A 23,783-nucleotide genomic window follows, 5' to 3' on the forward strand; every position below is an offset into this window, starting at 1 on the left:
GGATTTATGAATTACAGACGTGTAAAAACGCCTCAAATTCAATGAGGCGTTTTATCTAACATTGCGTACTAATGGTTACGATGCGTTGGGTGCAGTCTCGTTCTCTTGCATTGCTTTAGGTTTGATTTTCAAAATCTTAATGCCTAGATAGGCATACACAATCGCCAGGAATGGATTGATAAGGTTGAAGAAAGCATAAACGGCATAATCAAGTGGATTAATCAATAATACGCTTTGCATATAGGCACCACAGGTATTCCAGGGGATCAGAGGACTGGTGATCGTCCCGCCATCTTCCAGGGTTCTGGACAAGTTTACACTTCTCAGGCCCCGTTGCTTATATTCTTCTTTAAACATGCGCCCCGGCACTACGATGGCGATATACTGATCGGCTGCGACCAGGTTTGTACCAAAACAGGTTGCAACTGTAGAAGCGATGAGCGAGCCTGTGCTCTTAGCTACTTTGAGTATACTCTTAACGAATAGCTCCAGTAACCCCGTTTTTTCCATAATGGCACCAAACATTAACGCAGTCATCACCAGCCAGGTAGTTGTCAACATACTGGACATACCGCCGCCACTAAGCAAATCATCCATCTTGGCATTACCGGTTTCCAGGCTGAATCCGTCAAAGAAGGTGGCCCAAACCAGCTTAAAGTGGCTGACCAGCGCACCTTCGTCTGGATTAACCTGGCTCGCAATCAAATCTCCCTGGAACAGCAAAGCCCAAATCGCACCAATCACAGCGCCAATTGAAATGGCCGGAAAAGCAGGCATCTTTTTAATGGCAAGTCCCAGTAGAATAGCAAGTGGAACCAGATTAACGATGCTGATACTAAAGTTACTTTCAAGGATAGTGGCAATCTCATCAATTTTGCTCGATTCACTCGACACATCAGCGTTAAACCCCATAAAGATGAAGATAACCAAAGCAATAACAAAGCTTGGTACTGTGGTCCATAACATATGCTGGATGTGCTCAAACAAGTCACTGCCTGCCACTGCGGGTGCCAGGTTAGTGGTTTCTGAAAGCGGTGAGAGTTTGTCGCCGAAGTAAGCACCTGAGATCACCGCCCCGGCCGTAACAACCGGATCTAACCCTAAGCCGTTAGCCACCCCCAACAAGGCAACACCTATGGTTGCGGCTGTCGTCCAGGAGCTGCCAATACTCATAGCGACAATGCCACAGATCAAGCACCCTGCGGCATAGAACCAGGAAGGATGAATAATCTGCAATCCGTAGTAGATCAACGTCGGTACTGTACCAGACAACAGCCAGGTTCCGATCAAAGCGCCGACCATCAGCAGGATCAGGATTGCCCCTAAAGAGATCGTGATCCCTTTGATCATGGCTTCTTCGAGTGTTTTCCAGGTAAAGCCATTTTTTAATCCGATCAATGCAGCCGTAAAGGTCGCAAACAGCAGGGCTATCTGGTTCGGCCCTGAAGAAGAATTGTCACCGTACAGGTATACCGCAGCGCCTAACAGGCTGACCAATACCACAATGGGAATAAAGGCATCCAGATAGGATGCTTGTTTTTGTTGTCTCAAACCAGAATACTCCTTCGCACTTAATGGAGTGCTTTATTATTATCTCTGCCGGGTCAGTTCAATAGTTAAGCACAACATCTGAATCTGCGCCCAAGACAGCGCCAGGCAAATTCCTGCCTGACTATTTTTAATATTGCAGCTGACAATAATAACAAATTTCCCACGCACTGGTAACGAAAAAAGGCGCTCAATGCGCCTTTTCGTTATTTAGCCCGGTTGTACATCTGGCTTTAAAACAGATATTCAGTCACCTGCATTATTCTTAGCCAAACGACCGTAGTTGATCAAATCTTGTGTGATCAGTGCAGCTTCTTCCAGATAAGGGTCTAGCTCTGCAATGATATCTGGTACATCGTCCAGATCTTTCACCGGCTCCTGTCCCAGGCGTTTTAAGCGCTCATTGGTACGCTTCAGCGCCCGTTCGTCACGCTCTTCACGCTCTTTAGTGCGCTCAGCTTCAACCAGAGAAATCGCATTGTCATCTTTCTGTGCTTTGTATCGCGCAATATCATCGTATACGTAAGCAAACTCAGGCTCTTTTGCAATACGAAGCCCATGACGCTCGCTCAAATATTTAATGGTCGGATTCAGGTCATCTAATTGCCGGTATTTGGCTCTTACAATGCTATCCCATGGCAACGCATTGTCTTCCTGACTCTCACCCCACTCTGCCGGGTCAACCGCTGAAGGCAGTAAAATATCTGGAATAACCCCTTTGTTCTGAGTACTGCCGCCATCAATTCGATAGAATTTGGCGATGGTGTAAGTAATACTGCCAAGTGCGTTATCAAACAGATCATAAGTCTTTCTTAGACCACGGTGCTGCTGTACCGTTCCTTTACCAAACGTCTGCTCACCTATCACCACGGCACGACCATAATCCTGCATTGCAGCGGCAAAAATCTCGGATGCAGACGCACTATAACGGTCAACTAATACGGTTAACGGGCCATCGTAATAAGTCACGCCATCACTGTCTTTTTGTGCTTCAACACGGTTGTACGCGGTGTGGATCTGCACTATCGGGCCTTTATCAATAAATAATCCAGACAGCTGAGTGGCTTCGTACAATGAGCCGCCACCGTTTTGTCTGAGATCAACGATAATGCCGTCTACCTTTTGCTCTTTGAGCTTTTCCAGCTCCTTTTTCACATCTTTCGACAAGTTGTTGTAGAAGCTCGGGATTTCAATCACGCCCACTTTACTGGTGAGATCAGAGTATTTGGCTTCGAATACTTCTGACTTTGCAGCCCGGTCTTCAAGGCGGATTTTATCTCGCACAATTTCCACTACTTTGGGTGTACCATGGGTATCACTGCCTTTAAGGTACTGCAGCCTTACTTTGGTCCCTTTGGGACCTTTAATGAGGTCGACAACGTCATCGAGACGCCAGCCGATCACATCAACAAATTCTTCCCCTTCCTGCGCCACGCCAACAATACGATCATCCGGTTTGATTTTTTCCGTTTTGTCGGCAGGACCACCGGGGACCAGACTACGGATAATCGTATAGTCTTCGTCATAGCCCAGCACGGCACCAATGCCTTCCAGCTCAAGTTCCATGTCCATCTTAAACTGCTCTGCACGACGGGGGGATAAGTAGGAAGTATGCGCTTCAATGCTGCGCGCAAACGCATTCATGACAATCTGAAAAGCATCTTCGTTGTTGGTTTGAACCAGACGTTTGATGGCGTTTTTATAACGCTTGGTCAGGACCTCTTTGATGCCTGCCCAGTCTTTACCTGTCAGTTTCAATCTCAGAGCATCAGATTTTACACGTTGACGCCAATACTCATCAAGTTCGGCCTGAGTACTGGCAAATTGCATCTCTTCTCTGTCAAATACAAACTCGTCTGGTTTATCAAACTTCATTTCTGTATCTAACAGAGAAATGGCGTAGTTAAAGCGCTCATAACGACGCTGCATACTGACGTTGAACATGTCAAACGCAAAATCGAGCTTGCCTTTTTTCAATGCATCGTCAAATTGCTTTCTGTAGTTCGCAAACTTGTCGATGTCTGACTGAAGGAACAGTGATTTGTTATAGTCGAGATTTTCGATGTAACGATCAAAGATCTGTTCAGACAGCGCATCGTCCAGTTTAAAGCGCTTATAGTGTTCACGAGTAAATTTACTGGTTACCCTTTTGGTTGCAGTCGCATGCTGGATTTCAGGCTCCAGCACAGGAATGTCTTTTTCCGTCACAGCCTGTGTTGCAGCAGAACACACGCCAGATACAAACAATGCGATTGCACCAACTAAAGGTAACTTATTACTCATACACTACTCCTTAAAGAATAAACAGGCTTTCTGCTTTTGTTTTAACTTGCATACCTGTCACTAACTCAACATGTACTTCATCTTTGTTGACTTCAGTGATGGTTGCATTGACCAGAGCCTGTCCTAACTTTACTTTAACCTTATTATTTACCTTGACCTCATTTGCCGGCAGAGGTTCAACTTTGCCTGAGCTACGACGTTGTTGTTGCTCTGGCTTAGCATTAACTTTAGCGTTTTTATTGCCGTGGCGATGCTTGTTATCACCGCGAGATTTGTAAGATTTTGTGTCGCCATCGCGACGACGCTCGCCACGACCATCCTGTCTTGGGCGTTGTGGTTTCTTACGCTTAGCCATTTTAGCACGCGACTCTTCCAACGCTTTTTGCGCATGTTCTACGTGTTCTTGTTCAACTTTTTCTGCGTCATTACCGTCCAGGTCAACACGAAATTCATTGTTGATGACGGCTTCTAAGTAACGCCACGAAGAAGTGTACTTGCGTAGCGCCTGACGGACCTGAGTTTTACTGACTTTCTCAGATCCTTCAATTCTGGCGGCAATGTCTTTAAAGATGCCAACCTTAAGCGGTTTAATACCGTCTTTTTGTTTAAAACACTGAGGAAACTCGGCATATAAAAAGTCGAGAACCTCTTTGATATCTTTTAGCTTGTTTGTGGTTTCCATGTCTAAACCTATAGTTCAATATTTTCATCAAGAGATGACTGAATGTAATGTGTTACCCAGTCAACGAGTTCATCATACTCGGCCTCAACAAGAGCCAAATCGCCGCGCAGATGTTCCCATATTCCATTTATAATTAAATCAATTTGCTCGCACGCCAGATCGTCAGGTATTTGCTCCCAGGCTACGTGGATAAGCTCATTTAACGTTTCAGCGACACGCTCTTCGTCCCCTTCCCAGTCTCCAACATCGAAATTTGAAAACAGGTAATCCTGAACGTTGAGTAGTTCTTTCATTTACAATGTACCTTCAAAGCATTTAACCAGTGCTTCCAGGCCTATTTTATCTTCATCGTCAAACCTTGCCAAACTTGGGCTATCGATATCCAGCACGGCAAACAGTTCGCCGTTTCTCATCACGGGGATCACGATTTCTGAGTTTGAAGCAGCATCACAGGCGATATGACCATCAAAGCTGTGCACATCCTCGACAAGTTGAGTGGTTAACTCAGCGGCCGCTGTGCCACACACGCCCTTGCCAAGCGGAATTCGAATGCAGGCGGGATTGCCCTGAAAAGGGCCTAATACGAGCTCGTCTTTACCGTCCAATAGGTAAAAGCCTGCCCAGTTAATGTCTTCCATAGAGGTAAATAACAGAGCGCTGAGGTTTGCCATATTGGCGATGTAATTGTGCTCATCACCAATCAGGGCCTGAGCTTGTAGGCTGAGAGTATCGTAGAACTTTTTCTTCTGCATTGCGGTTATTCAACAAATTTACATAAGAAGTAAAGGTACTCTTTCGTGCAGCTAAATGAAACCTTTTAGACAGAAAAACTATTAAATTAGTGTAAAACTCAGCCGAGCTGTATAAAAAGCCATCACGCCCTGCGTACATTGCGACGCAAACTGAACAAAAACAGCCCACCACCCACTGCCGCCATCACCGCATTGATAATAAAAACCATACCAGAACCTGCGACAAACAAATAGCTGAACAGCGCACCTCCCAGCATGCCAGCCGTCAACACCCCTGAATAACTCAGCTTGTTATAACGCAGCAGCAACGTATACGCTGGTAACACAAAAAACGCCATGGACAGCCCAACTATATGAGCATTCGCCACAGCGGTCATCAGTATTTGAAACAGTATCTTGCTCTGACCAGTTACCAGTGCGTAATAGCTGCCCAGAACAATACCAATAATGAGCGGTGACAATAACGAGTACCCCACGGCTTTAGCCACTTGCCTTTTGACCATCTCTTTCACCTTTTAACACTTCACATAGACTTACTCAGTGTTATCGGGAACCCTGTGTATCACAAGTCAACTTTGGTCGAATAGGGTTACCTACCCGCAGCCATAATCCACAGTAACATGCACAGCAACACAGCAAACAGGACACCCGGAGTCATCATAGAACGAGCGGTCGCAGTGGCCATGGCAATCAGTCGGACTTGCCTTTGTAAAACCTGCTGAGGCAGCTGCCAGGATGTGCTTTTAATTTCATCTTTCAACAAGTGCAAACCCTGCAGCATTGTATCGACGCCTAGACGCAGCAACGAACCTGCCTCCACGTAGGCAAGGTTAATGTCACCAGCCGGCTGCGGCTCCATGTTATTGACAAAAGAACGCGTAGCCAGGTACAAACCCAATCCAAGTAGAACAGGCCACGCACTCCCCCATACACTCGTCATAGTAAGTTGCGTAGACCACGCCTTGTCGGCCTGAGGAACCACATAGCTCATGACTAAAACCAATGCCAGCAATACGGCGTAAGCGCCTAGCTGAAGTCTGTCAGACTGACACGCTTCGACTTTCGAGCGCATTTGTCCGATCAATTGTAAAAACCGCATCATCAGCCAGGTGGTACCGATTGCAGTCAAAGGCAATACGGCCGCCATCAGCAAATCCCTTTCCACCACATCTTTTAAAGCGATTTTAGCAACCGCACCACTGGTTAACGGCAACCCGGCCAGAGCAGCAGCAGGAAGTATCACTGCAAGCCAACACAGCCAGGGATATTTCTGCCATGCCAGGGTGCTATTCATCCCCGCAAAAAGAAACAGCGCCGCTTTAGCAAGGCCATGATGCACAGCGTATAATACTATTGCAGGTAACAGCAAAGACCATATTTCGGGATATTTCAGCCCCGCACCAACCGCGGCTATCAGGATACCCATCTGGCTCATCGTTGAATAAGCAAGTAAAGCTTTGGGATTTTCCTGCGTCACACCTACTAAAACACCAAAAAATGCCGCAAACAGCCCCAACACCACGAGCACAGAGCCAAAGGTTGCAAAGGCGACTTCACCAAATGGAATAAACTTCAGCCAGCCCAACAGACCGGCTTTGACCATTATCCCACTTAACAGCGCGCTGGCGGCAACAGGCGCAACCGGATGCGCCAGAGGCAGCCACACGTGCAAGCCAAACAATCCTGCTTTAACGCCAAATCCCGCAAGCAAAAACCCGATTGCCCAGGCCGGGTAAGCCTGCTCAGGGTTACCTGCTGAGGACGGATCAATTGAGCCAAAAGCCAGACCAGCCAAAGCAGTAAACAGCAACAATTCTCCCAGCACAGCCCATTGCATATAGGATTTACCAGCCTGATGTGCCTCCTCTGTATCAAAGTGCACAACCAGGCCGTACGAGGCCAGACTCATCAAAGTAAAGAAACTAATGAACCCAGAGATGTCCTCGGCCAGAATGAGCCCAAAGTTACCGCACATGGCGAGCAGGAAAAACAGGCAAAAACGCACTTTGCGCGCATCGTCTTTGGCAAAGTTGACGGCAAAGACCGCCGCCAGAAGCCATAAGCAGGCCGCGAGCAGGAAGAAGGTAGAAGTGGTATAATTGAGCGTCATGATGCTGCCAAAGAACAACCAGGGCGTGGTATTTGTGCCTTGTGATGACGCGCTAAAGGCCAGTAGCGCTACGGCGGCTGACACTGGCAAAAACCAGTGAGCAATTTCCTGCATCCGCTTATGCACGAGCAGCAGCGCGCACAATATGGGCGTAACAACTGCCAGCCACATCCAGGGGATCTGTTGCGAGCTTAACGTCAGTGTCGACACAAACTCACTACCATACTCCCGGGCTGCGATCAGCTTAACCCAGTTGAGTGGGCTAAACTGAGCATCTGCAAATAAGCCCGCGCTCAGCGCCAGTATCGCCGTCACTATTGGCGGCAGCATCAGCATCCAGTGTGTTTCAAAGCGCCCGCGTGGCTGCTCTTTGGGCCAGGCTCCCTGCTGTGGCTTAAACCAGGCTGCATAAAGGATGGGCAGGAAGTAGATAGCATTCAGCAGGCTACTGATAATCAGCACCCCAAGCACCCAATAAAAGCCCGTCTCCAATGCGCCGGTGCCCAGATACCATTTAGAAATAAAGCCCGCAGCAGGCGGGATCCCTATCATCCCCAGCACCGCCAGACTGAACGCCAGCATAGTCAGCGGCATGCGCTTACCAGCACCTTTCATTTGACTGACTTTAGTGACGCCAAGTGTTTCTGCAATACTACCGGCACAGAAGAACATAGTGATTTTCATCAACCCCTGGTGGACCAGGTGTGCAATCCCGCCGATTGTCGCAATCGGTCCGGCAATGGCAGTGCCCAGCGCAATGTAGGACACCTGACTGACCGTCGAGTATGCCAGCCTGCGCTTCAAATCATCCTGAAACACCGCCCGGGTCGAGCCATAAACAATGGTGACAGAGGCCATGACGGCCAGTATGATGGTTAGCCCCAGCTCCTGTGCAAACTCAACGCCGTAAACATCATATACCACCCGCACTATGCCAAATGCGCCCGCTTTCACGACAGCAACGGCATGCAACAACGCACTGACTGGCGCAGGTGCAGCCATAGCTGATGGTAACCAGCCGTGCAGCGGTACCAAAGCCGCTTTGACACCCAGGCCTATGATGATCAGAGCAAAGATCACTTTCAGATGAAGCGGGTCCAGATGCGGCATAGAGGCCAAAATCCCGGTTGCGGTAAAATCCAGTGAGCCCGCCAGGGCTTTAAGCCAGACAACACCGGCCAGTAGGCTGGCTCCACCCAGCATGGTGTAGATCAGATATTTACGTCCGGCTGCCAGCGATGCCTTGTTCCCTTTATGAACAACCAGCGGATAGGTTGTCAGCGTCAGCAACTCATAGAAAATCAAAAAGGTGATCAGGTTGCCCGCAAGCGCAACACCTATGGTCGCAAATACACACAGGCTAAAGAACCCGAAAAAACGACTGCGATTGGGAGATTGCTCGAGATAGCCGATGGCATAAATCGTGGTCAGCAACCACAAAAAACCGGATAAGGCGACAAACAGTAATGACAGTGCATCCGCATGCAGTACCAAATCCATATTAGGCAGCAACGGTAAACGCGTTTCAAACACCTGTCCCTGATAAACGCCCGAAATCATCACTAGGATCAGGGCGACACAGCTGCCAGCCCCCAGAAAGTTCAAGGTCTTTCTGAGTATCGGCTTATCGTCACTGACAAAGAATATCGCAATGCCCGATGCCAGCGCGCTTAGCAAAATCAATAAAGGCAGAGTACTTTGCCACATCATTCGCCGCCTCCTATCGTGATGAGATCAATGATCAGATCCGCGTTAAAGCCCAGCGCCATCGTACAGAGCGCAAGTGCCAGACCACTGAGCGGCATCGCAACGGGCACCTTCCGCCAGTGAGCGGGAGCAACCTGCTCAGACGCCTGCTCTGATTTAATAAATGCCAGGTCGAGGACTCTGAATATGGCCAGCGCCGCCAATAGTCCGCCGGTGAGAATGATCACGACCCACCACCATTGCTGAGTATCTATGGCGACATTAAGCAATAACCATTTAGCGATAAACCCGGCACTGGGTGGCAAACCAATTAAACTGCCCCCGGCTATCGCAAACGTAAATAAGCTCAGCGGCATATACTTGGCCATGCCCTGCAACTTGGCGATATCATCGTGCCCCAATGAATGGATGATATTGCCAGCAGCAATAAACATTGCCGCTTTGGCACAGGCATGCGCAACAATAAAGTAGGACACCGCTGCCAGTGCACTTTGATGCTGTACAGCCAGCTGCGCTGCCGATGTCCCTTCTGCGCTCATTAACAGCGGGAACAGCAAAAACAAATATCCTATCTGCGCGACGGTCGAATAAGCCACCATCAGTTTTAAGCGCGTCGCTCTGAGTGCCTGAATGCACCCCCACAGAATTGCCAGGCCCCCAAGAATACCCAGCAGTATCAATGCACCGTTGGTGACAGCCGGTGCCAAAATCTCCATCCAAAATCTTACCAGCAGATAAAACGAGGCTTTGACAACCAGTGCAGACAAAATAGCGCTGACCGGCGCGGGTGCACTGCCATGCGCATGGGGCAACCAAAAGTGCAGCGGAACCAGCGCCGTTTTTAGCACAAGGCCCACAGTGATGAGCACCAATGCCGACCAGCTTAATGGATTCGACTCGGCCTCAGCAGCGAGCTGAGCAAAATCCAGTGTGCCGTAAACGTGATACAACAAAGCCACAGCCATTAAATAACAAAGCGACCCAAGCAAGCCCACTAACAGATAACGCAGCGCCGCCGTCAGGCCCGCCTTGTTACCACTCAGTGCAACCAGCGCAACCGCAGCCAGCCCGATGATCTCGAGTGTTACATACACATTGAAGATATCCGCAGATAAAAACAGCGCGTTAATTCCGGCCACCAGCAACCACCAAAGCGGCCAAAAGCGCACACGAGCAGGCGAAGCCGAGAAATAATAGGCGGAATAAAAGGTCAATACCGTGACTAGGAAAGTCGTCAACGTCAGCAGCAGTGCTGAAAATCCGTCCAGACTCAGTGCAATACCTAACGGCGCCTCCCAGCCAGCAATAGGGTACCTGAAAACCGCTGTGCTCTGGAGCCCATCGGAAGGTAAGCCAAGTAAGATAACACCAATCACCAGCGCCAAACTCAATGCCGCAAGCAGCCCTGTCAGCACCTGCCCATGTTTAGAGTTTATCAATACAGAAAATATAGCGCCCGTCAGGGGAATAGCGACCAGCAGAGGAAGCAATGAAGATACGTCAGATAGTGGCATTAAGCGTCTTCCTCTTGCTGTTCAAGTGTATTGATCCGTACCACCAAAGACAGAGCCATGGCAGTGCCAGCCACAGCCACCACGATGCCGGTCAAAACCATCGCATGCGGTACATAATCAGCTGCAACGCCAGATGACGCATTGGCAATAAACACCATAAATACGCCAACGCCACAAATGTTTATTGCGAGGAGCTTCTTCATAACGTGGGCAATCGCCAGCGCGCCAAACAGACCCACGCCAAATAAAACAATGCCAAATACAGCATATAACATCGCTTGCGTCATGGGCGTTCCTCCTTTATTAGACCCTCGTAATTTGCACGTGGCGCTTCGACCTGCAACGCACAAAACAGCAATACTAGAATGGCTGCGATGGTTAATGTTGCCGCGACTTCTATCACCAAGATTAAAATCCCGGCCCAGGCTTGCGGGTAGGCTAATGCGATACCGCTTGACAGGATCACAGCTGCGCCCACCAGTAAAAATACAGCCAAGCCCACGACTAACAGTAATCGCGCGGCTGATGCATTAAAATTAAAGCTATGGTGGCCGGCCAGCAGCAATAGAATGCCAGCACCTGCCAGTAAGGCACCTGCCTGAAACGCCCCACCAGGCAGGGCTGCACCGGTCCATAAAAGATACCCTGAGGTAACCACTATCGCGGGTAGTAACCAACGCAGAAATGCCTCCAATACAAAACTGCGTTCGGTCGGTACCAACACACTAATAAATCGCACCTTGCTTTGCTCTGAGTTTGCGGGCATTACGGCCAGTGCAACAATCAAAAGAACCGCTACCTCAAGCAAAGTGTCATAACTACGAAAATTCAGCAGTACAGCCGTGACCGGGTTCTCTACACCACTTTGTTCAAGATGAGAAGCGACCAGCGTAACCAGTGGTTGCTCAGCAGGCCCAAAGTCGATAAGCGCCATTGTCAGAAAAAGACAGGCTGCAGCGATAGCCAGGGCAACCATAAACAAGACGCCGACTGGCAAGTCTGCTTTGTGTTGTGCACTGCGACCGAGCGTCAAGTTATTAAACATATATACCTCTATTATTTGCGAGTTCAGGCTTAACAGTTAAGCTGCCTACGCGTAGCAATGAGCAAAGCACCCGTTAATCCGGCACCAATAGCCGCTTCAGCGATGGCAACATCCCAGGCGCCAAGCCTGACCCAGGCAAGGGTGACCAGCAAACCCATACTGATAAACAATAAAATAGCCTGAAACATGTCTTTTGCAGTCAGACACAGTACAGCCGTCACTACAGTACCGCAGCCCAATAGCAGATCTATCACCAATTCACTACCTGTCATGCGTTTGCTCCTCAAAGTTCGGTTTACAGCCGCCGTCGCTGTGCGCACCACCTGGCTGCACCCTGGTGTGGCTGGCTAATAAGTAACAGCAAACTGCTCCAGCCAGCATAACCGCAACCCAGATCACCAACAGCTGGATAGCATCGGTCACTTCTCCTACCTGAGGTATCACGCCCAGCACAACAAACCCCAACCCTAAATTATCGGCTTTAGTCAGGGCATGCAGTTTTGATAACTCGTCGGGAAAACGCCATAACCCGACACACCCGGCAACAAAAAAGAACACGCCCAGTGTCACCATCACCACGCTATACCAGTCAAAGAGTGTCATGATTTGGCTTCTCCCATTTTAACCAGAATGACGGTTGCGGTGGGTGCCAGCAGCGCTAACACCAGTGCCACATTAAACAAAGCGCTTTGCTGGTAAACCACAGCCAGTAACGCCAGGATAGCCACCCCTATAGTGCCAAATAGCTGCAAAGAAAGAATCCGGTTAAGCTTGGAAGGGCCTAACCAAAGCCGCCATAGCCCACCTAATAAGGCCAGGGTTAAAATACTGATCGCCAGATTCAAATAGTCACTCATAATTGCTCCTTCAATACCAGCGTCGTTTTGTTATCTATATCTAAATCAAACAAGTAGGCAATTTTCTGCTCACAATCAATGACGTCTCTGTAATTGCTCTCGTTCACCTCTAACATATGGATCAATAGTTGTCCTCCTTCCAGTCGTGCACTCAATGTGCCCGGCAATAAACTGATCAGATGAATAAACCACAACTGTGTATACCCCGAAGGCAATCTCACCGAGTAAGCTACAGTCCCCGGGCGCATTTCAATTCGCCGGGAAAACGCAAGGCGTGCAGTTTGTATTCCCCCTTTTAACGAATTCAGCAAAAAATACGGCAACAAACGCAACAGGCGATCATAATGCAGTTGCCCTGTTACAGATCGGACATTACGCCCTGCTGTACTCGGTGAGCTGTTAAAAAGACGCATGCTCATCCAGACAGACACAGGCACAACGACAATGCCGATCAACCAGGAGGACCATGCCCCTTTGGTGAGTAGCAACCAAAGTGCACTGAAGATCACTGCCCGGATAAGCAAGGTCCGTTTGTCTGAATTGTGAGAATGCGTCTTTGAGTTCATACTGATTCGCTCACTCTATTGGTATTTGAACCTGAGTTTCGATGTGTTTGTTTGCTGTGACTGCGCAGGTGCTTTTCAACTCCGACAATCAGGGAGATCAACCAGCCACAGGCAATAACTCGTAACCAGGCCTCAACGGAGATAGGAGCACTCTGGAACCAGTCGTTCATCAAAGGCAGGTAAGTAAACAGCAGCTGTAATGCCATCATCAGCGCGATGCCTATCCAGATCCAGCGGTTTGAAAACAAGCCGACAGAAAACACCGAGCGGTCAAGAGAGCGGCAGTTAAACAGGTAGAATGCTTCACCGACCACAAACATAGCGACTGCTACAGTTCTGGCTTGCGCTTCAGTAGCGCCCCACATCAGCTCCAGCTCATACAGGCCAAAGGCGGTGATACACAATAACGAAGACACTAACAAAATACGCCACATTAAGATTCTGTCTATGATGGGTGCGTCCGGGTCGTATGGCGGTCGTTCCATGATGCCCTTTTCTCTGGGCTCAAATGCTAGCATCAGACCGAGTAAAATAGCGGTAGTCATGTTGACCCACAGAATATGTACGGGTAACAAAGGTAAAGAAACACCCAATAGCACGGCAAGCAAGATAACCAGGCCTTCCCCGCCATTGGTCGGCAATGTCCAGACAATAAACTTTTTCAGATTATCGAAGACACCCCGGCCTTCTTCAACAGCAGCCCGAACGGTGGCAAAATTATCATCGGTCAGCATCATATCCGATGCATCTCTGGCCACCTCAGTGCCATTGAGTGCCATGGCCACACCAATATCAGCCCGTCTGAGCGCTGGTGCATCATTCACTCCGTCACCCGTCATGGCCACTACATGACCTTCAGCCTGGAGCGACTTTACCAGCTGTAACTTGTTCTCAGGGCTGACTCGTGCAAACACGTCATTGTTTCTGGCAATGTCACTGAACTCATGCTCCGACAAATCACCTAGCTGATAGCCAGTGACGGTTTTACCCGTGCTTTGCGGCTGAATAATGCCAAGCTGTTTGGCAATGCTGGTAGCGGTCAGAGCGTGATCGCCAGTGATCATTTTGACCCGGATCCCTGCGCGGTGACAGGCTGCAACGGCCTCAATGGCTTCCGGACGAGGCGGATCTATCATTGCCTGCAGGCCGAGGAACACCAGCTCACCGGCCACATCTTCATGGCTCAGCGTGGTTTGCTCCTGGGAAGTCGCTTTGCTGGCAAAAGCAAGTACTCGCAGGCCCTTAGCGGCAAGGCGCTCTACTTGTTGTTCAATGGCTTCCTGGTCAAGCGCAACACAAGCGCCCTGCTCGTTAAGCATAAACTGACACTTAGGCAAAATACTCTCGATAGAGCCTTTCATATGGATCATGCGCGTGTCGTCGACGTCATCCAAAGTAGCCATATACTGATATTCAGATTGAAACGGGATGCAATCGACTCGTTTGGCATTCAGGCTGCCTGAGGCCATATTGGCTTTACGTGCCGACACCAGTAATGCCGCCTCGGTCGGATCACCGCTGATACGCCACTGTGCATTTCCTGTATCCGGTGCCAAAAGTTGAGCATCATTGCACAACGCGCCAGCTCTGAGTGTTGCATAAAGACCTGGCTGGGTGTTGGCCTCAACTAACGCTGACTGTAACTCAGACTGCGGCATGTGAGTTTGGATCTCACCTGCGGGATCATAACCATTACCAGATACCGTATAGAGCTGCCCGCCACTGTAGATTTGCTCTACCGTCATCTCGTTCTTGGTCAACGTGCCCGTTTTATCAGAACAAATAATAGTGGTGCTTCCCAGTGTTTCAACCGCTGGCAAGTTTCTGATCACCGCTTTGCGCTTAGCCATCCGGGAGACACCGATGGCCAGCATAATTGTAACCGCCGCAGGTAAGCCTTCGGGGATCGCGCCCACCGCCAAGGCAACTGCCGCCATAAAGGAATCAAGTAAAGGCTGACCATGCAGGTATCCGATCAATAAGGTGATGGCTGCCAGGCCTACGATTGCATACAACAATACATGGCTGAATTGTTTGATGCGCTTGGTTAATGGGGTATCCAGTGTTGGCGTGGTTGCTATTAGCTCGGAGATTTTGCCAATTTCGGTATTGTCTCCGGTCTCAGTGACTACCCCAACGCCGGTACCATAAACTACCAATGTCGACGAAAACGCCATATTCTGGCGATCGCCCAGCAGAGCTTCATTAGCGAGTACCTCAAGGTTTTTCTCGACAGGGACCGACTCGCCGGTCAATGCCGACTCATCAATCTGTAAGTCTCTGACCTTCACAAGACGCATGTCCGCCGTCACTTTATCACCCGCCTGCAGCAATACGATATCGCCGGGCACGAGTTGTTGGGCAGCAATGGTGGATTTTACCCCGTCCCGGATCACGGTTGCGGTTGATTTAATACTGCCCGACAAGGCGTTGATGGCATTGATCGCTTTAGACTCTTGTACAAAACCTATGATGGCGTTGAGCAGCACCACAGCGAAAATGACGATTGCGTCGACCCACTCCTGAAGGGCCAGCGTAACAACCACCGCAAAGAGCAGAATATAGACTAAGGGCTGATGGAATTGCAGGGCAAATCGCTTAATTGGCCCATCGCCATCGTGTTTGGTAATGGCGTTAAGCCCAAACTGAGCCTGTTGCCTGTCGACCTGTTGCGATGATAAACCCCGCTCCGGGTCGGCCTCGAACTGCTTGAGTACTGCTTCTGAGTGTTGACTGTGCCAGTCTTTCAGATCTTGCATAAAACACCTCGGGAACTAGTTGTACTAAAACTATACTAGGGTGCGGCAATGATATGTAAAACTCGAATTATTAAATTCAAATAGTCGAAAAATACGAAGTTTAATTCTGGCACAAAGTTGATCTTTTGCCACTTTGGCGTCGTAGCTCACTTGAATAAAGACGCCTTAGCCGCGTTAAAAATAGCTGCAATAGCCGGGTGGCGGATCTTGCGCTCTGCTGAAATCGCATAAAACTTTTGTTTGATGTGAGGCAATTCACCAACCGGACGCACGTGGAATGCGTCACACACATCTCTGGCAATCGTGCTGGGCATAAAAAACAGCCCAAGGCCAGACTGACCAAACGATTTCATCAATGCACTGTCATCAAACTGGGCGACGATATTGGGGTGAATATTCTGATCGCTTAACCAAAAGTCAAACTCTTTGCGAATTTCATGCTGCTGCGTCGGCAACAGCAAGGGCGCATTATTAAGCGACAAAGGAAAGTTTTTAGCATACTGACGGGCGAGTGCCGGCGCGGCCAAAAAGGTGATGCCACTTTCTCCAAGCAGATGATTATAGGCCTTCACACTGAAAGCCCCCGTCACAGGCACATCACTGAGTACCAGGTCAACTTTATGTATCGCCAGGTCAGCGAGCATACTCTCAACAGGCCCTTCCAGACTGGTCAATCTAATGTCCTGCTCAATATGCATGGCCGGCTCAATGATCTTATGGACTATGGTTTTGGGTAGTACACTCGACGCCCCCACAATAAACTCCGCCGGCCCCACCGCGCTGTTGCCTTTTAATACATCGCTCAGTTCATTGCCCAGTTCAAAAATTTCGTCGGCATAACGCAATACGACTCTGCCGGTATCGGTTAAGCGCAACCCGCGCCCCTCCTTTTGTAGTAACTCATTACCTATCCGCTCTTCGAGCAAAGACAGCTGACCACTGATGGTCTGCGGGGTGATGTTCAGTTTAGTGCTGGCCTTGGCGATACTGCCTTCATGCGCAACCGCCCAGAAATACTTTAAGTGCTTGTAGTTAATGACATCCTGCATAGTGCTTCCTCTCGTTCACGAACACTTCGAATAATCCGAACTGTAGTATATAGAACAAACGATTTCATTTAATTCTTTTCGATTGATAGGCTTAATCAGGTAGCACTTCATACTAAAGGCGACGTTTGAGTATGCCTAAAAGACAGGCGAGTGATAAACCAATCAACGAGAGTAGAATATGTGGGTAGATGTGTTTTCATCCCATAGTGACATTACAGAAGCCGAGGATAATCATGTTGATGCGCAAATAAGGCTAATGCTTGGCCGCTATGCAGGGCAAATAGACAAAGTCGAAGTTTATCTTTTGACCGATGAGGATATGGTACAAGCCAGTCCACAATATCATTGCACCATACGGGTTGGACTGAAGGGCTTTCAGGCCATTGAAGTCAAAGAGGTGGCGGGTAAAGCGTCTGATGCGATAGATGCCTGTGCTCATCGCGCCAAACGCTACGTAAAAAGAGCATTGCGGTTTGCGGGCTAAGCTCAGTCAAATGATGGAAAAGAAAAAGGCCGCGAGTCTGAGACTTGCGGCCTTAATGTGGCGGAGAGATAGGGATTTGAACCCTAGATACGCTATTAACGTATGCCGGTTTTCAAGACCGGTGCTTTCAACCACTCAGCCATCTCTCCAAATCGAATTGTCGCGGCTCGCCTGTGAACTATCATGGGCAAACCTGCGTAAAATAAAGTGGCGGAGAGATAGGGATTTGAACCCTAGATACGCTATTAACGTATGCCGGTTTTCAAGACCGGTGCTTTCAACCACTCAGCCATCTCTCCGCAGCGGGGCGAATATTAGAGAATCCCGGCCCCCTTGTGAAGCTTTTTTTTCGCTTTTTTGTTTAATTGGTTAAAATTCACTTGATTTGTACAAACATCGGACACATTGAAAGATTTTAAGGGCTAAAGTCAGTAGATAAAGAACTTTTAAGGGGATTTTAGGGTCTACTGTTCCAGAAAGGTTTGCCGAGTGATTTAACTCTTGGTAATCTTGGCCTAGAATAATTTTCGGAACATTGTGTTTCTAATAAGGAGCTGAAAATGGCGTTCAATCATTCGTACACTGGCCAAAAAGTGGCTATGTCGACGGTCGAAACTAACAAGGTGCTTAAAAACACCTACTTCCTACTGGCAATGACACTGGCATTTAGTGCGATTACTGCTGCCATCTCTATGACTATGGCACTACCGCGCTTCACTGGTCTTGTCTGTTCATTAATTGCTTTTGGCCTTTTATTTGTAATCCAGAAAAAAGCAAATTCCAGCTCAGCAATTGGCTTGGTTTTCCTGTTCACAGGTTTGCTTGGCTTTGGCTTAGGCCCACTGCTTAGTCACTATGCGGCGATGCCAAATGGTAGCCTACTGATTGCACAAGCGCTTGGCTCAACGGCGTTGGTGTTCTTTGGTTTATCGGCTTACGCGTTAACAACTAAGAAAGACTTCTCTTTCATGGGCGGCTTTCTGGTTGTCGGTATGCTGGTCGTGATCGTATCTAGCCTGGTTAACCTGTTCATTGGCAGCTCCGTTGCATTTATCGCGATTAACGCGGCGGTTGTATTGCTTATGTCTGGTTTTATCCTGTACGACACCAGCCGTATCGTTAACGGTGGTGAGACAAACTACATCCTGGCAACAGTCAGCCTGTACCTGAGTATTTATAACCTGTTCACGGCTATCCTTGCGCTACTTGGCTCAAGTGATGACTAATCCGCTCAGTTTGCTAAAATAAGCCCCATTCGGGGCTTTTTTTATGAGTAACTTTTGAGCCAGTACGTACTTTCCCTGCACAGTGATGTCAGTAACCACGATGCGTTACAGCAATTGCTGCGCTTTACCCAAGCTTTACAGGCACAAGATCATCAAGTCGCCTGTATCTTCCTTTATCAGCAAGCTGTTTTGTTTGCCAGTCAGCATTTTAGTTTGGCCAGTGATGAACTTCAGCCAACGCAACTGTGGCAATCCCTGCATGACGCAGGTATTGCGCTGAAACTGTGCGTTACCGCGGCAGAAAAACATGGTCTGGACACCACGCAGTGTGGCCCTTTTGAGGTTGCCGGGTTGGCGGAGTTTGCCATGCTGGCGACGAAAGCGGATAAATGGGTGCAATTCAAATGAGTGAGAACATTCTGGTGATCAACCACACTGCCCCATTCGACGGCGCACATATCCGTGAAGGATTAGATATGGCATTGATTTTTGCTGCACTGGATCAGAGTGTTTCCTGGCTTTTTAAGGGTCCTGCGGTACTAGCTTTAAAACAAGGCAACGATGCATCCCTGTTAGGTATCAAGAACTACTTTAAACAGCTCAAAACGCTGGAGATTTATGATGTTGAGCAAGTCTATGTCTGCGCTCAAGCCATGCAGCGTTTCGCGCTCACTCCTGAAGCACTGAATATTGACGCCCAGGTCCTGACTTTGGAGGCACAACAGGCATTACTCGCACAGCAAAGTAAGGTGGTCAGTTTATGAGCCTTCCAACATTACATATTTTTTCTAAGCCACTGAGCTACTATCATGATGTATTCAGTGCAAGCTTGCTCGGTGAGCAGGATGTGCTGCTGCTCACACGGGATGCCTGTTATGATCAGGCTGCGTGGCGCAAGCTTAGCGCCAACCGAACCTGTATGCTCAGTGTCTGTGCTCAGGCACGCGGGATCAGCGCGCAAGATAATATCGAACCGCTCAGCGACCAGCAGTGGGTCTTGCTGGTTGAGCAATGTCATAAAACTATTACGTGGTAACTATGCTCGTTTTTCAAGATAAACAAATCGAAACAGACAAAGAAGGCTACCTGCTCAACCATCAGGACTGGCATAAAGACTTGGCGCCATTACTGGCCCAGCAAGAGAATATAACGCTGACAGACGCCCACTGGGAAGTAGTCAACTTTGTGCGCGATTTTTACGAAGAATACAATACCAGCCCGGCCATTCGTATGCTGGTTAAGGCCATCGGGCAGAAGCTGGGTGAAGATAAAGGTAAAAGCATTTACCTGTATAAACTGTTTCCGAAAGGTCCGGCAAAACAGGCCACTAAAATAGCCGGCCTGCCAAAACCGGCTAAGTGTATCTAGGCTATCCTAGGCTTGTTGCTGTGTGGCATGCCACAGCACACTGATTTCATCAAGTGTGGCAGGGTCGTCAATGGTCGACGGGACTGTCATCGCTTCACCATCCACCAGCTGACGTAAGTTTTTGCGTAATATCTTTCCGGAACGTGTTTTTGGTAACCGCTCTACAACCAGAATTTGCTTCAGACAGGCAATTGCACCTATTTTGCCCCGAACAGACTGAACGAGTGCTTCGCGTAACTGTTCCTGAGTAAGATCCACGCCATCTTTAAGCACCACCATAGCCACAGGCACCTGGCCTTTTAGCTCATCTTTAGCCGCAAATACGGCACATTCGGCTACGGCGTCATGCGCAGCAACGACCTCTTCCATCTCTCCGGTCGACAAACGGTGACCAGCCACGTTTATCACATCATCCGTGCGTCCCATAATGAACACATAGCCTTCTTCATCCAGGTACCCCCCGTCACCAGACAAGTAATAACCCGGAAATTCAGACAAGTAACCTTGTCTAAAACGACGGCTATTTTTCCAGATGCTACTCAGGCAACCAGGCGGTAAAGGAGTCTTAATTGCAATGAGGCCTTGCTCGTTAGGCGCGCAAGGCTCGCCGTTCCCATCCAGTACGCTCAATTGATAACCCGGTGTTGGCACCGACGCACTGCCCGCTTTAGTCGGTAAAGGTGATAACCCCATTGGATTAGCGGCAATGGGCCAGCCCGTTTCGGTTTGCCACCAGTGGTCAATAACCGGCAGGCGCGTGACAGATTGCAGCCAGTCATAGGTCGCGGGATCCAGGCGCTCTCCTGCGAGGAACAAGGTTTGTAAAGAATGGGTATCATGCTGAGTAAACAGTTTTCCGTCTGGATCTTCTTTCTTAATGGCACGAAACGCTGTCGGCGCACTGAACAGCGCATTCACCTGATATTCTTCAACCACGCGCCAAAATGCACCTGCATCCGGGGTCCTGACCGGCTTACCTTCGTACAATATGGTGGTACAGCCAAACAAAAGTGGCGCATAAACAATATAAGAGTGGCCCACGACCCAGCCGATATCTGACGCGGCCCAAAATACCTGCCCCGGTTTCATGCCGTAAACGGTTTCCATACTGTAGTGTAGCGCTACGGCATGACCTCCCTGCTCATGTACAACGCCTTTGGGGGTGCCGGTCGTACCTGAGGTATACAAAATATAAAGAGGGTGAGTTGCACTCAATGGCACAGCATCGGCCTGCGGGGCGGCTGCAACCAGCTCGCACCAGTCAAGATCACGCGGCGCGGACATGTGCGCACGATACTGAGGACGTTGCCAGACAATCGCGTGCTCTATTTGATGCTCCGCCAGCTCTAACGCTTCGTCCAGCATGGGCTTGTATTCAATCACCCGACCTATCTCAATGCCACAGGATGCGCTCAGTACCAGCTTAGGTTTCGCATCATCAATGCGTACTGCAAGCTCTTTGGGTGCAAAGCCACCAAATACCACAGAATGAATGGCACCGATCCGCGCACATGCCAGCATGGCCACCACTGCTTGCGGGATCATGGGCATATAGATTACCACCCGATCTCCTGCTATCACACCAAGTTTACTGAGCGCCCCGGCAAATGTACTGACTTCCTCCAGCAGTTGTGCATACGTGTAATTCTGCTTTTGTCCTGTTACAGGTGAATCATAAATCAGTGCGATTTGCTCGGCCCTGCCCTCATTTACCTGATGATCCAGTGCAAGATAACTGGTATTGAGCCTGCCATCTTCAAACCAGTGACTCAGCGACTCCTCGTCGTAACTGACTCCGGTTTTTGGTGTGGTATGCCAGTTAAGACGGCCAGCCTGGTTTAGCCAAAAGGCCTCTGGATTTTGCTCAAATTGTTCATATGCCTGTTGATAGGCCTGATATGCAGTTGTTGTCATAATGATTTCCTGTTGGGTCGGGTCCAGCGGGTATGAAACTCTGCCAACTGGTTAATACCCGGTTAACGACCGATACCCTGTAAAACATAGAATTACTGAGATAAAGACAACACTAGACATTGGTCGATGACAGGAAAGAATTTGATCTGTCGCAAACTTTCGATTAAACGGAGAAACTAAAGGCCCCTGGCGGGGGCCTCGTTTGACTTGATTTATTCATCAACTGGCCAGGTATACGGGACCGCCGGTACAGACAATCCTCTGTCGATGATGGATTCTGCGACGGTTTTGCTCGGATCTGTGGGTGTCCACAAGTCCTGACTGAACGTAAGCGATGCATCTTCGAGTGCAATATCGCCTAATACCCCACTGGCATCAATATCAAATACAAAGCTGCCAGTGCCGTCATAGCTACATGAAGCAGTCGGTGCATATTCAATATTCGCTTTGCTACCGCTGCCGTCATAGGTTGCCGTTGCAGCGTCGTACTGGAAGAACTGACGCTGTGAGAATGCCTGCATACTGTGGTCATTGCCCGGTCCTGCCCAGTTGCAAATAAAGCCCTGGATCAGGCCGTCTGTATCCTCTATTTTTGTGCCGTAACCAAAGTGCGCTTCACCGTTGTCCAGGCTGGGAGAGTTAAATCCGATATTTAAAATCCGGCTGTTACTGTCGTTCACCCCGGCCTGCCAAACATAGGCATATTGCCCTGCCAGCGTCGTCAGATCAAAGTTGGCACCAAATATCGAAAAGTTCTCGCTCCAGCCATCCGGATTATCGACACTGTGGTACTTGTTGTTCACGTCGACCTGATTGTCGCTGTTGAACATACCGCTGTTGCCGTGACCACACAGCGTCGCAACCCGAGCTTGCAAAGACATGTTGCCACCAGCGCGCTCATAGGCCAATGAGCCCGCCCGGGTACGCTCATTTTGCGCGCAATTTCCGCCGGGAAATTCAATGCCACTTACGCCCTGCTCGCCTTCAACCAGATAGGTCAGATGGCCAGAGTAATTCAACAGATCGGCGCCGGGAGTATGCGCCATAGATAACGAAATATCGTAATCGGAACCACTCACTGTATACGTGAGCGAAACGATATATTGCCATTCACTACCCGCACGAGTGATGGCGGCAGTGCTAAATGTTACGCCAGACACGCCTTTGGCATTCATTTCACCAGTGACATCAATACTGCTGCCATCCTCGGGCAGACTCATTCCCGAGTCGAGCGCTGCTGATACCATGCTGGCTAAGGTCATCAGGCTCATGCGCGACTGATCTCTGAGTCCGCTCAATAAAGCATTGGTCTGCGCCACTGCACAGGCATTACCATCACTGTCACTTTCCAGCCACAGCCCTAAATCACCACCTGGTAACGTGCCAGATGCCGAGGCGGGATCGGTTGCATCCGGATGTCCTGTATAGGCTACCTGAGGCCCAAAACAACTGGCATTCGTGCTATTGCGATAGAATGATTGAACTCGAAACACATCCAGCAAAGGTACTGTACCATTGAGGATCCGACCAATCCGCTGAGTCGACCACAAATACGTGGGTACAGACGGACCATACTCCACGGCAGGCCTAGATCCAAAGCCGCGTGCAACTTCATTGCTGCTGTCACTAAAGGGTGAGGATGCCATGACCTCCCGAGGGAAGTATACGCCGCGCGAATCGTCCGGCTCATTCTGACCGTCGCTGTCATCCGAATTATTCTCTCCGGCACCAGTATTGTTTGAGCTGCCATCGTCAGAGTCAGTGCTATCACTGTTGTTGTCCGAGTCACCACTGGAAGAGTCATTATTTGTAGCAGGTTGCTGCTGATCCTGTGTATTGGTGATACCAGACTCATCATTGTCCGATGACGAGCATCCCGTTAATAATGCCAGTAAAATATATGGAATATATGTTTTCAT

General features: G+C 49.2%; 24 protein-coding genes and 2 tRNA genes. 6 read left to right on the top strand and 20 right to left on the bottom strand.

What is annotated here, in order from left to right; all coding sequences use genetic code 11:
- Positions 1–75: 75 nt before the first annotated feature.
- The 16 genes from nhaC to nhaR form a co-directional block, all read right to left on the bottom strand.
- A complete protein-coding gene (nhaC, locus tag MHN33_RS08865) occupies positions 76–1,551 on the bottom strand; it encodes a Na+/H+ antiporter NhaC (RefSeq protein ID WP_239397623.1) in 1,476 nt (491 codons plus the stop codon).
- Positions 1,552–1,794: 243 nt separating this feature from the next.
- Complete coding sequence (gene prc / locus MHN33_RS08870; protein WP_239397624.1) at positions 1,795–3,831, bottom strand: carboxy terminal-processing peptidase; 2,037 nt, start codon at positions 3,829–3,831, stop codon at positions 1,795–1,797.
- A 10-nt stretch (positions 3,832–3,841) separates the two neighbouring features.
- Positions 3,842–4,513 (bottom strand): RNA chaperone ProQ, encoded by a 672-nt coding sequence (proQ, locus tag MHN33_RS08875; RefSeq protein WP_239397625.1) that lies wholly within the window; start codon positions 4,511–4,513, stop codon positions 3,842–3,844.
- Positions 4,514–4,521: 8 nt separating this feature from the next.
- The gene (locus MHN33_RS08880) at positions 4,522–4,806 is read right to left on the bottom strand and encodes a hypothetical protein (RefSeq protein WP_239397626.1); all 285 of its coding nucleotides are present in this window, start codon (positions 4,804–4,806) and stop codon (positions 4,522–4,524) included.
- Positions 4,807–5,265, bottom strand: coding sequence for a GAF domain-containing protein (locus tag MHN33_RS08885; RefSeq protein ID WP_239397627.1), 459 nt, complete (start codon positions 5,263–5,265; stop codon positions 4,807–4,809).
- A gap of 122 nt (positions 5,266–5,387) precedes the next feature.
- Positions 5,388–5,768, bottom strand: coding sequence for a hypothetical protein (locus tag MHN33_RS08890; RefSeq protein WP_239397628.1), 381 nt, complete (start codon positions 5,766–5,768; stop codon positions 5,388–5,390).
- Between the two features lie 86 nt (positions 5,769–5,854).
- Positions 5,855–9,085, bottom strand: a complete 3,231-nt coding sequence (locus tag MHN33_RS08895) for a proton-conducting transporter membrane subunit (RefSeq protein WP_239397629.1) — start codon at positions 9,083–9,085, stop codon at positions 5,855–5,857.
- A complete protein-coding gene (locus MHN33_RS08900; protein ID WP_239397630.1) occupies positions 9,082–10,596 on the bottom strand; it encodes a proton-conducting transporter membrane subunit in 1,515 nt (504 codons plus the stop codon). The genes MHN33_RS08895 and MHN33_RS08900 overlap by 4 nt, the downstream gene beginning before the upstream one ends.
- Positions 10,596–10,883 (bottom strand): NADH-quinone oxidoreductase subunit K, encoded by a 288-nt coding sequence (locus MHN33_RS08905; protein WP_239397631.1) that lies wholly within the window; start codon positions 10,881–10,883, stop codon positions 10,596–10,598. Before MHN33_RS08905 ends, MHN33_RS08900 begins: the two co-directional genes overlap by 1 nt.
- Entirely contained in the window at positions 10,880–11,641 is a 762-nt protein-coding gene (locus MHN33_RS08910) for a Na(+)/H(+) antiporter subunit B (protein ID WP_239397632.1), read from the bottom strand. The genes MHN33_RS08905 and MHN33_RS08910 overlap by 4 nt, the downstream gene beginning before the upstream one ends.
- Positions 11,642–11,670: 29 nt before the next feature.
- Positions 11,671–11,913: a DUF4040 domain-containing protein gene (locus MHN33_RS08915; RefSeq protein WP_239397633.1), complete on the bottom strand. Its 243-nt coding sequence runs from the start codon at positions 11,911–11,913 to the stop codon at positions 11,671–11,673.
- Positions 11,903–12,244 (bottom strand): monovalent cation/H(+) antiporter subunit G, encoded by a 342-nt coding sequence (locus MHN33_RS08920; RefSeq protein ID WP_239397634.1) that lies wholly within the window; start codon positions 12,242–12,244, stop codon positions 11,903–11,905. Before MHN33_RS08920 ends, MHN33_RS08915 begins: the two co-directional genes overlap by 11 nt.
- Positions 12,241–12,498, bottom strand: coding sequence for an MrpF/PhaF family protein (locus MHN33_RS08925; RefSeq protein WP_239397635.1), 258 nt, complete (start codon positions 12,496–12,498; stop codon positions 12,241–12,243). The genes MHN33_RS08920 and MHN33_RS08925 overlap by 4 nt, the downstream gene beginning before the upstream one ends.
- Positions 12,495–13,064 carry a Na+/H+ antiporter subunit E gene (locus tag MHN33_RS08930; protein ID WP_239397636.1) on the bottom strand — a complete coding sequence of 190 codons (570 nt, stop codon included), beginning with the start codon at positions 13,062–13,064 and terminating at the stop codon, positions 12,495–12,497. The genes MHN33_RS08925 and MHN33_RS08930 overlap by 4 nt, the downstream gene beginning before the upstream one ends.
- Positions 13,061–15,823: a cation-transporting P-type ATPase gene (locus tag MHN33_RS08935; protein ID WP_239397637.1), complete on the bottom strand. Its 2,763-nt coding sequence runs from the start codon at positions 15,821–15,823 to the stop codon at positions 13,061–13,063. The genes MHN33_RS08930 and MHN33_RS08935 overlap by 4 nt, the downstream gene beginning before the upstream one ends.
- Positions 15,824–15,969: 146 nt before the next feature.
- Positions 15,970–16,872, bottom strand: a complete 903-nt coding sequence (gene nhaR, locus MHN33_RS08940) for a transcriptional activator NhaR (protein WP_239397638.1) — start codon at positions 16,870–16,872, stop codon at positions 15,970–15,972.
- 178 nt (positions 16,873–17,050) lie between these two features.
- Between nhaR and MHN33_RS08945 the strand changes: the two genes are divergently transcribed.
- Positions 17,051–17,356, top strand: a complete 306-nt coding sequence (locus MHN33_RS08945; RefSeq protein ID WP_239397639.1) for an HPF/RaiA family ribosome-associated protein — start codon at positions 17,051–17,053, stop codon at positions 17,354–17,356.
- Positions 17,357–17,414: 58 nt separating this feature from the next.
- On the opposite strand, the gene MHN33_RS08950 is transcribed toward MHN33_RS08945, so the two are convergent.
- Together MHN33_RS08950 and MHN33_RS08955 are read right to left on the bottom strand one after the other, a co-directional pair.
- Positions 17,415–17,505: transfer RNA gene (locus tag MHN33_RS08950), tRNA-Ser, on the bottom strand.
- A gap of 59 nt (positions 17,506–17,564) precedes the next feature.
- A tRNA-Ser gene (locus MHN33_RS08955) sits at positions 17,565–17,655 on the bottom strand.
- Positions 17,656–17,916: 261 nt separating this feature from the next.
- Here MHN33_RS08955 and MHN33_RS08960 point away from each other — a divergent pair.
- Genes MHN33_RS08960 through MHN33_RS08980 form a run of 5 tightly spaced genes read left to right on the top strand, consistent with a single transcriptional unit; the run spans position 17,917 to position 19,950 of the window.
- Positions 17,917–18,582: a Bax inhibitor-1/YccA family protein gene (locus MHN33_RS08960; RefSeq protein WP_125780231.1), complete on the top strand. Its 666-nt coding sequence runs from the start codon at positions 17,917–17,919 to the stop codon at positions 18,580–18,582.
- Positions 18,583–18,636: 54 nt separating this feature from the next.
- Positions 18,637–18,990 (top strand): DsrE family protein, encoded by a 354-nt coding sequence (locus tag MHN33_RS08965; protein ID WP_125721420.1) that lies wholly within the window; start codon positions 18,637–18,639, stop codon positions 18,988–18,990.
- A complete protein-coding gene (tusC, locus tag MHN33_RS08970; RefSeq protein WP_239397640.1) occupies positions 18,987–19,346 on the top strand; it encodes a sulfurtransferase complex subunit TusC in 360 nt (119 codons plus the stop codon). The genes MHN33_RS08965 and tusC overlap by 4 nt, the downstream gene beginning before the upstream one ends.
- On the top strand, positions 19,343–19,618 hold the full coding sequence (locus MHN33_RS08975; RefSeq protein ID WP_052712990.1) for a hypothetical protein: 276 nt from the start codon (positions 19,343–19,345) through the stop codon (positions 19,616–19,618). Before tusC ends, MHN33_RS08975 begins: the two co-directional genes overlap by 4 nt.
- A gap of 2 nt (positions 19,619–19,620) precedes the next feature.
- Entirely contained in the window at positions 19,621–19,950 is a 330-nt protein-coding gene (locus MHN33_RS08980; RefSeq protein ID WP_046003147.1) for a TusE/DsrC/DsvC family sulfur relay protein, read from the top strand.
- A gap of 6 nt (positions 19,951–19,956) precedes the next feature.
- Here MHN33_RS08980 and MHN33_RS08985 read toward each other — a convergent pair whose 3' ends face one another.
- Both MHN33_RS08985 and MHN33_RS08990 read right to left on the bottom strand, forming a co-directional pair.
- Positions 19,957–21,864: a propionyl-CoA synthetase gene (locus MHN33_RS08985; protein ID WP_239397641.1), complete on the bottom strand. Its 1,908-nt coding sequence runs from the start codon at positions 21,862–21,864 to the stop codon at positions 19,957–19,959.
- Positions 21,865–22,076: 212 nt separating this feature from the next.
- Positions 22,077–23,783 carry a hypothetical protein gene (locus MHN33_RS08990; RefSeq protein ID WP_239397642.1) on the bottom strand — a complete coding sequence of 569 codons (1,707 nt, stop codon included), beginning with the start codon at positions 23,781–23,783 and terminating at the stop codon, positions 22,077–22,079.

The sequence above is a fragment of the Pseudoalteromonas sp. OOF1S-7 genome (assembly GCF_022347765.1).
Classification (GTDB): Bacteria; Pseudomonadota; Gammaproteobacteria; order Enterobacterales; family Alteromonadaceae; genus Pseudoalteromonas.

Excerpts from the sequence above, each read along its gene's own strand:
- MHN33_RS08945 (WP_239397639.1), top strand. The coding sequence starts at position 17,051 with ATGTGGGTAGATGTGTTTTCATCCCATAGTGACATTACAGAAGCCGAG.
- MHN33_RS08980 (WP_046003147.1), top strand. The coding sequence starts at position 19,621 with ATGCTCGTTTTTCAAGATAAACAAATCGAAACAGACAAAGAAGGCTAC.
- MHN33_RS08925 (WP_239397635.1), bottom strand. The coding sequence starts at position 12,498 with ATGAGTGACTATTTGAATCTGGCGATCAGTATTTTAACCCTGGCCTTA.
- MHN33_RS08910 (WP_239397632.1), bottom strand. The coding sequence starts at position 11,641 with ATGTTTAATAACTTGACGCTCGGTCGCAGTGCACAACACAAAGCAGAC.
- MHN33_RS08975 (WP_052712990.1), top strand. The coding sequence starts at position 19,343 with ATGAGCCTTCCAACATTACATATTTTTTCTAAGCCACTGAGCTACTAT.
- proQ (WP_239397625.1), bottom strand. The coding sequence starts at position 4,513 with ATGGAAACCACAAACAAGCTAAAAGATATCAAAGAGGTTCTCGACTTT.
- MHN33_RS08890 (WP_239397628.1), bottom strand. The coding sequence starts at position 5,768 with ATGGTCAAAAGGCAAGTGGCTAAAGCCGTGGGGTACTCGTTATTGTCA.
- MHN33_RS08960 (WP_125780231.1), top strand. The coding sequence starts at position 17,917 with ATGGCGTTCAATCATTCGTACACTGGCCAAAAAGTGGCTATGTCGACG.
- MHN33_RS08895 (WP_239397629.1), bottom strand. The coding sequence starts at position 9,085 with ATGATGTGGCAAAGTACTCTGCCTTTATTGATTTTGCTAAGCGCGCTG.
- MHN33_RS08930 (WP_239397636.1), bottom strand. The coding sequence starts at position 13,064 with ATGAACTCAAAGACGCATTCTCACAATTCAGACAAACGGACCTTGCTT.
- MHN33_RS08880 (WP_239397626.1), bottom strand. The coding sequence starts at position 4,806 with ATGAAAGAACTACTCAACGTTCAGGATTACCTGTTTTCAAATTTCGAT.
- tusC (WP_239397640.1), top strand. The coding sequence starts at position 18,987 with ATGAGTGAGAACATTCTGGTGATCAACCACACTGCCCCATTCGACGGC.
- MHN33_RS08900 (WP_239397630.1), bottom strand. The coding sequence starts at position 10,596 with ATGCCACTATCTGACGTATCTTCATTGCTTCCTCTGCTGGTCGCTATT.
- prc (WP_239397624.1), bottom strand. The coding sequence starts at position 3,831 with ATGAGTAATAAGTTACCTTTAGTTGGTGCAATCGCATTGTTTGTATCT.
- MHN33_RS08985 (WP_239397641.1), bottom strand. The coding sequence starts at position 21,864 with ATGACAACAACTGCATATCAGGCCTATCAACAGGCATATGAACAATTT.
- MHN33_RS08920 (WP_239397634.1), bottom strand. The coding sequence starts at position 12,244 with ATGACACTCTTTGACTGGTATAGCGTGGTGATGGTGACACTGGGCGTG.
- nhaR (WP_239397638.1), bottom strand. The coding sequence starts at position 16,872 with ATGCAGGATGTCATTAACTACAAGCACTTAAAGTATTTCTGGGCGGTT.
- MHN33_RS08935 (WP_239397637.1), bottom strand. The coding sequence starts at position 15,823 with ATGCAAGATCTGAAAGACTGGCACAGTCAACACTCAGAAGCAGTACTC.
- MHN33_RS08905 (WP_239397631.1), bottom strand. The coding sequence starts at position 10,883 with ATGACGCAAGCGATGTTATATGCTGTATTTGGCATTGTTTTATTTGGC.
- MHN33_RS08915 (WP_239397633.1), bottom strand. The coding sequence starts at position 11,913 with ATGACAGGTAGTGAATTGGTGATAGATCTGCTATTGGGCTGCGGTACT.
- MHN33_RS08990 (WP_239397642.1), bottom strand. The coding sequence starts at position 23,783 with ATGAAAACATATATTCCATATATTTTACTGGCATTATTAACGGGATGC.
- MHN33_RS08885 (WP_239397627.1), bottom strand. The coding sequence starts at position 5,265 with ATGCAGAAGAAAAAGTTCTACGATACTCTCAGCCTACAAGCTCAGGCC.